At 67.1% G+C, this 5,953-nt stretch carries 5 protein-coding genes and 1 pseudogene; 1 reads left to right on the forward strand and 5 read right to left on the reverse strand.

Translation table 11 applies throughout. From position 1 onward, the window contains the following. Nucleotides 1–405: single-stranded DNA-binding protein (gene ssb, locus OZ10_RS19215; protein WP_039566631.1), on the reverse strand; the 405-nt coding region annotated here is incomplete at its 3' end. Between the two features lie 274 nt (nt 406–679). Between ssb and OZ10_RS19220 the strand changes: the two genes are divergently transcribed. Then, entirely contained in the window at nt 680–1,678 is a 999-nt protein-coding gene (locus OZ10_RS19220) for a polyprenyl synthetase family protein (RefSeq protein ID WP_039566633.1), read from the forward strand. A gap of 194 nt (nt 1,679–1,872) precedes the next feature. Here the strand turns inward: OZ10_RS19220 and OZ10_RS19225 are convergent, their stop codons facing one another. From OZ10_RS19225 to OZ10_RS19240, 4 genes and pseudogenes are all read right to left on the reverse strand, one after another. Then, nucleotides 1,873–2,673 (reverse strand): dienelactone hydrolase family protein, encoded by an 801-nt coding sequence (locus OZ10_RS19225; RefSeq protein WP_039404822.1) that lies wholly within the window; start codon nt 2,671–2,673, stop codon nt 1,873–1,875. 298 nt (nt 2,674–2,971) lie between these two features. Further along, nucleotides 2,972–4,381, reverse strand: a complete 1,410-nt coding sequence (gene murD / locus OZ10_RS19230; RefSeq protein ID WP_039404820.1) for a UDP-N-acetylmuramoyl-L-alanine--D-glutamate ligase — start codon at nt 4,379–4,381, stop codon at nt 2,972–2,974. Continuing rightward, nucleotides 4,362–5,717, reverse strand: a complete 1,356-nt coding sequence (murL, locus tag OZ10_RS19235) for a UDP-N-acetyl-alpha-D-muramoyl-L-alanyl-L-glutamate epimerase (RefSeq protein WP_039404818.1) — start codon at nt 5,715–5,717, stop codon at nt 4,362–4,364. Before murL ends, murD begins: the two co-directional genes overlap by 20 nt. Continuing rightward, nucleotides 5,714–5,953, reverse strand: a pseudogene (locus tag OZ10_RS19240) (hypothetical protein); the annotation flags it as partial. The pseudogene OZ10_RS19240 and the gene murL, both read right to left, overlap by 4 nt.

A 5,953-nucleotide genomic window follows, 5' to 3' on the forward strand; every position in this document is an offset into this window, starting at 1 on the left:
GCCTTGCTGCTGACGCGGGGCCTGCGAGCGCTGCGGACGATCTCCGCCCATGCCGCCCCCGCCACCTTCACCACGGCCGCCGAGCATCTGCATCTCGTTGGCGACGATGTCGGTGCTGTACTTTTCCACGCCGTCCTGCCCGGTGTACTTGTCGTAGCGCAGCTCGCCTTCGACATACACCTGCGAGCCCTTGCGCAGGTACTCGCCGGCGATTTCACCCAGCTTTCCAAAAAAGACCACGCGGTGCCACTCGGTGCGTTCCTGGTTGTTGCCGTCGCGGTCCTTGCGCACGCTGGTGGTGGCAAGGCTCACACGGGTGATGGCCATGCCGGCCTGGGTGTACTTGGTGTCGGGATCGTTGCCGAGGTTGCCGACGAGGATGACTTTGTTGATGCCGCGGGCCATAGGTGCTTCCGAGATGATGCGCTGGCGCCGGGAGCGCGCAACGATGAATGTCTGTGCGGCAATGTTACCGCACCTGCCTGTCGGCGGTCGTGGCAGGTTGCCGCGCGGCGCTGCCGGGCGAGCGCCCTGCCGGGGGTCGGAAATCCAGCCCAGGCGGGCCTTTGCGGGGCCCGGCCCGGCCACAGGGGCCGCAAATGTGAAGCGACCGGTTGGGTCCGGCGGGACGGATCCGGCCCGGGCACCTATAATCGATGCACATCACGAACGCCTGCGCATGACCATCGCCGAAGACCTCCCCACCGTGCTGGGCCTGCCCCAGATCCAGTCCCTCGCCGCGCCAGACATGGCCGCGGTCGATGCACTGATCCGTCGCCGCCTGGCCTCGGACGTCGTGCTGATCAACCAGATCGCCGATCACATCATCTCCGCCGGCGGCAAACGCCTGCGTCCGATGCTGGTGATGCTGGCCGGCCACGCCGCCGGCGGCTCTGGCCCGGAGCACCACCAACTGGCGGCGATCATCGAATTCATCCACACCTCCACGCTGCTGCATGACGACGTGGTGGACGAGTCGGACCTGCGCCGCGGCCGCAGCACCGCCAACGCACTGTGGGGCAACGCGCCCAGCGTGCTGGTCGGCGATTTCCTGTACTCGCGCAGCTTCCAGTTGATGGTGGAGCTGGACCGCATGGAGGTGATGCAGATCCTGGCCGACACCACCAACCGCATCGCCGAAGGCGAGGTGCTGCAGCTGCTGCACGTGCACAACCCCGACACCGACGAAGCCGCCTACCTGCGCGTGATCGAGCGCAAGACCGCGGTGCTGTTCGCTGCCGGCACGCGCCTGGGCGCACTGGCCTCCGGTGCGGACGCCGCGGTGCAGCAGCAGCTGTACGACTACGGCATGCAGCTGGGCTTTGCGTTCCAGATTGCCGATGACGTGCTGGACTACGCGGCGGAGGCAGCCGACCTGGGCAAGAACCTGGGCGACGACCTGGCCGAAGGCAAGGCCACGCTCCCGCTGATCCACGCCATGGCGCATTCGGACGCGCCCACCCAGCAGCGCCTGCGCACCATCGTCGAACAAGGCGATGCAGCGGCGATGCCCGAGGTGCTGGCCGCCATCCAGGCCACCGGCGGCCTGGATTACAGCCGCGCGCGCGCTGCCGAATATGCCGCCGCCGCAGAACGCGCGCTGGACAGCCTGCCGCACAGCCCGGCGGTGGCTGCCTTGCGTGGACTGGCACGTTACGCGGTCGAACGTACGCATTGATCCGGCGCGCTGCGCGCGCCGGACGGGCTTCGGGATTGGGGGTTCGCAACGGCGGCTTGGCCGCACGTTGACGAGTCCCGGCACTCGATGGCACAGCAAGGTTCAACACAAGCCCCTGAGCACAGCCTCACGGGAAGATTCGAAGGTCAGGACCGCGCCTTTGCGAATCCCAAATCCCGAATCACCAATCTCCGCTATCGACCAAACCGCTCCTCAAAGAAATCGCCCAGCATGCGGTAGGCCCGCTTGGCCGCGCGCGGGTTATACAGGCAGCCCGGCGGGCTGTTGGCATCGGCTTCGGCAAAGCAATGCACCGCCCCGCTGAAATTGACGAACTGCCAATCGGCGCCGGCGCCATTCATCTCGGTTTCGAACGCCGCAATATCCGCCCTGGTCACGCTCTTGTCGTCGGCGCCATTGAGCACCAGCAGCGGTGTTTTGGCCGAACCGGCAGCAGCAGGAGTGGGCGTGGCGATGCCGCCGTGCAGGCTGACCACGCCAGCCAGCTGCGCGCCGGCGCGGACCAGCTCCAGTACCGTGGTGCCGCCGAAACAGAAGCCCACCGCGCCGATCCGTGACGCGTCCAGCGGCGCCTTGCCGGCCTGCGCCTTGAGCACATCCACCGCCTTGAGCGCACGTGCCTGCAAGGTGGGCCGGTCATCGCGCAGCTTCTTGGCCTGCGCACCGGCTTCGGTGTCGTCCTTGGGGCGAATGCCCTTGCCGTACACGTCTGCCACCAGCACCACGTAATCGTCGCTAGCCAGCTGTCTGGCCTCGGTCACCGCCGAGTCGTTCACGCCGCGCCAGTTGGGCACCATCACCAGGCCGGGGCGCGTGGCAGCGCCGGCATCGTCGTAGACCAGCACGCCGCTATAGGTGTCCTTGCCGATCTTCCATTCCAGCGGCCTGGCCTGCATCGCCGCCATCGCCGGCAGTGCCAACGACGCCAGAACGCCGACCAGACCCACACCGCTCCACGACCATTGCTTGTGCATGCGCTTGCTCCGGGGATTTGCCGCGAGTGTAGGCCCAGCCGCCGTGCAGGCGTGGTCGCGATGCGCGCCGGCAGCGGAACCGCCTGCCCGATCACCGGCTGGTCGTGAACCGGCTAACGGTTCGCGCCGATACCGAAGACGGTTTTGGCCGCAGACGCCAGGGCAACGCGCTTCACTGCACACCGCCTGGACGTGCGCAGGCATGGACTCGCTGACCTCCGCCAGCTGCGCGACGATTCGGCCGCACTGCCCCCTGACCGCCAAGCGATGCGGTGGCGCGGGCAGGCGAACAACGTCCCTACTGCACGCCCAGGCCCGGGATCGCGCTGATCGCCGCAGGGTCGAACCCCGCCAGCTGGGCGAAATGCCGGCCACGCGCCACGTAATCACTGTAGGCGCCGAAGCTGGGCGCGCCCGGCGACAGCAACACCACGCCGCCCTGCTCGCCCAGTGCATCGCGCGCCAGCTGCATGGCGTGTTCCAGGTCGGCGGCGGCATGCAGGCCGAACCGTCCCGTCCCGGCCAGTGGCGCCAGCAGGGCATGGATGCGCGGGCCATTGGCGCCCATGGTGACGATCTCCAGCGGCGCCTGCTGCGCCATGTGCGCGGCAAACTCCTGCCAGTCCAGCCCGCGGTCATGCCCGCCAACCAGCAACGCAACGCGACGCTGCGCAAAACAGGCCAGCGCAGCCAGCGACGCATGCGGGGTGGTGCTGATCGAGTCGTTGACGTAACTGATGCCATCCACACTGCCGAGCAGCTGCAGGCGATTGGGCAACGGACGAAAGCTCCGCGCCGCCGGTGCCAGCGCGGCGGCATCCAGGCCGAGCGCTTCCACCGCAGCCAGCACCGCGCACAGGTTGCGTCGATTGTGCTCGCCGGGCAGCGGCACATCGGCGGTATCGAACACCGCCTGCGCGCCGCGGTAGACCATATCGCCGCGCAGATGCCAGCCATCGGGATGGTTGAACCAGCGCACCTCGCTGTCGGGCAACTGCAGCTGGGTCAGATGCGGATCGGCAGCATTGAGCAAGGCAATGCGCGGGCGGCCTTCGGTGACCAGCGCCAGCTTGTCGCGCACATAGCGCGCCTCGTCGCCATGCCAGTCCAGATGCTCGGGAAACAGGTTCAGCACCAGCGCCAGTTCCGGACGCGCGCCGCTGCGCCCGACCTCGCCGGTCTGGTAGCTGGACAACTCGATCGCCCAATAGCTCGGCGGCGGTTGCGGCGCCAGCACTTCCAGCAAGGGTTGGCCGATATTGCCGACCAAGGCGGTGCGATGGCCGGCCGCACGCAGCAGATGCGCCAGCAGCGCGGTGGTGGTGCTCTTGCCCTTGGTGCCGGTAACGCAGATGGCGCCAGGCACATAGCCGTCAGGCTGCGCATGCTCGGCAAACCACAACGCGGTGCCGCCGATGAATTGCGTGCCGTGCTCGGTTGCGGCGGTGTGCGCCTCGGGACGATACGGGCTGATGCCGGGCGATTTCACCACCACATCGAACTGACCTAGCGCCTGCGCACTGGCGTCGGTTTCCACATGCAACGCAGCATCGGCCAGCGTCTCGAGCTCGCGCGCTTCGTCGGCGTTGCAGAACACCGTCAGCGTTTGCGTCGGCAACGCGGCGCGCAGTGCGCGATACGCGGCGCGCCCTTCGCGCCCCCAGCCCCATAACGCAACCGCCTTGCCCTCAAGCTGCGAAATTCGCACGCACGCGCTCCCACAGCGCCGACGGAATCCGGTGTTCGCCGTCGATCGCCAGCAACGGCTCCAGCTGCAGCGCCTGCTGGTCCAGCTGCGGCTGGATCTCGCGGATGAAACGCAGCACCAGCGCGTCCTCCTTCCATTCGGCACGGCTGGCCAGCACCGCCATTGCCGCGCGCGATTCGCGCCCTTCACCGACGCATTCGAACGGCTTGTGGTCCTGGAATTCCAGTAGCGCATCGTAGCCGCCGGCCTGGGTTGCATCGTCGAGCAGATTGCGCCCGAAGATCTTGACCAACCGCGTCTTGGGCATGAACGGAGCCAATGCCAGGAACACGAAATGGCACTTCGGGCAGACCCCGCACCAGCGATGCACCGGGCGCTCGCCCATGATGTGGAAGTTGCGGTTGCAGCTGGAAAAATGCGCGTCGTAGTGATCGGTCTTGGCGAACTGGCGCGCCACCGCCAGCTCCGACAACGGCCGCAGCAGCGAGTAATAGCGCAGGTCGGCCGCCACGTGCCGCTGCACGTAATCGCCGAACGCCTGCTCGAACGCCCAGCCCTTGGACCACTGGTGATTGACCTCGCCGGTGCCGGGAATCTGGCTGCCGTAACTGGCCGAACGCTCGTTGGAAAACACCACCTGGTCCACGCCATTGAGCAAGGCCGACAACACCAGGATGGCCGAGTTCACCGCAGTGACCGGGATATGCCCGTTCCAGGCGCCCTGGCGATTGAGCTCGAACAATTCCGGCGCCAGCACCCGGCCGATATTGAGCACCGGCAGACCGGTGCGCTCGGCGCAGACCCGGATCAGCTGCGAGCCGCCGATCCAGCTGACGGTCTGCTCGATGCCGGCATGCCGCAGCGCTTCGATGCTGACCAGCGAATCCTTGCCGCCACCGATCGCAACCAGGGCGTGCTCGCGCAGGCCCAACGCCGGCGCATCGCCGGCAGCCGGTGCCGTTACCGGCAAGTGGATCTTGCCGTGCAGGTTCAAGCCATTGCGATAGGCGAACTCGCCCAGGCCGTGCAGGTAGACGCTTTCCACCAGCGCAGCGGTATCGGCATCGATGCCGTAGCTGTCGATGGCGATGGTCGGCGGCACTGCGGCCTTGTAGTAACTCACGCCCGCGATGAGGTGCAGCAACTGCAAGGCCTGTTGCACGGCGGCGGCACGCGCGCCGTCCAGCACGAATGGCGCGCCGGGCACGGCAACGGTTTCCACAAGTTCCGGCCCCTGATCGAAGGCATATACCAGCGTCGCCACACCGGTCTGCGCGTCGAGTGCGCAACGCACGAAACGGAAGGTGGAAATCTGGTGTTTGTCGAAAGCGCTCATGGACTACCTGCAGGAACACGTACGCGACGCAGATAACGCCGGCACAGGACATATTCAATCATGGAAAACGGCACCGCAGCCCACAGCAGCGGCAGGCAACCGAACAGCACCGCCAGCAACAGCACATCCGGACGTGCCGCCGTGGCATCGCCGGACACCGCGAAGGCGACGGCGAGATACAGCGCCACCACCGGCACATAACTCAGCGCGCTCAACAACACCGTGCGCACCGCCAT

It is taken from the genome of Xanthomonas cannabis pv. cannabis (genome assembly GCF_000802365.1).
GTDB classification, from domain to species: Bacteria; Pseudomonadota; Gammaproteobacteria; order Xanthomonadales; family Xanthomonadaceae; genus Xanthomonas; species Xanthomonas cannabis.

Coding starts and splice junctions, on each gene's coding strand:
- murL (WP_039404818.1), bottom strand. CDS start 5,717: ATGAGCGCTTTCGACAAACACCAGATTTCCACCTTCCGTTTCGTGCGT.
- OZ10_RS19220 (WP_039566633.1), top strand. CDS start 680: ATGACCATCGCCGAAGACCTCCCCACCGTGCTGGGCCTGCCCCAGATC.
- OZ10_RS19225 (WP_039404822.1), bottom strand. CDS start 2,673: ATGCACAAGCAATGGTCGTGGAGCGGTGTGGGTCTGGTCGGCGTTCTG.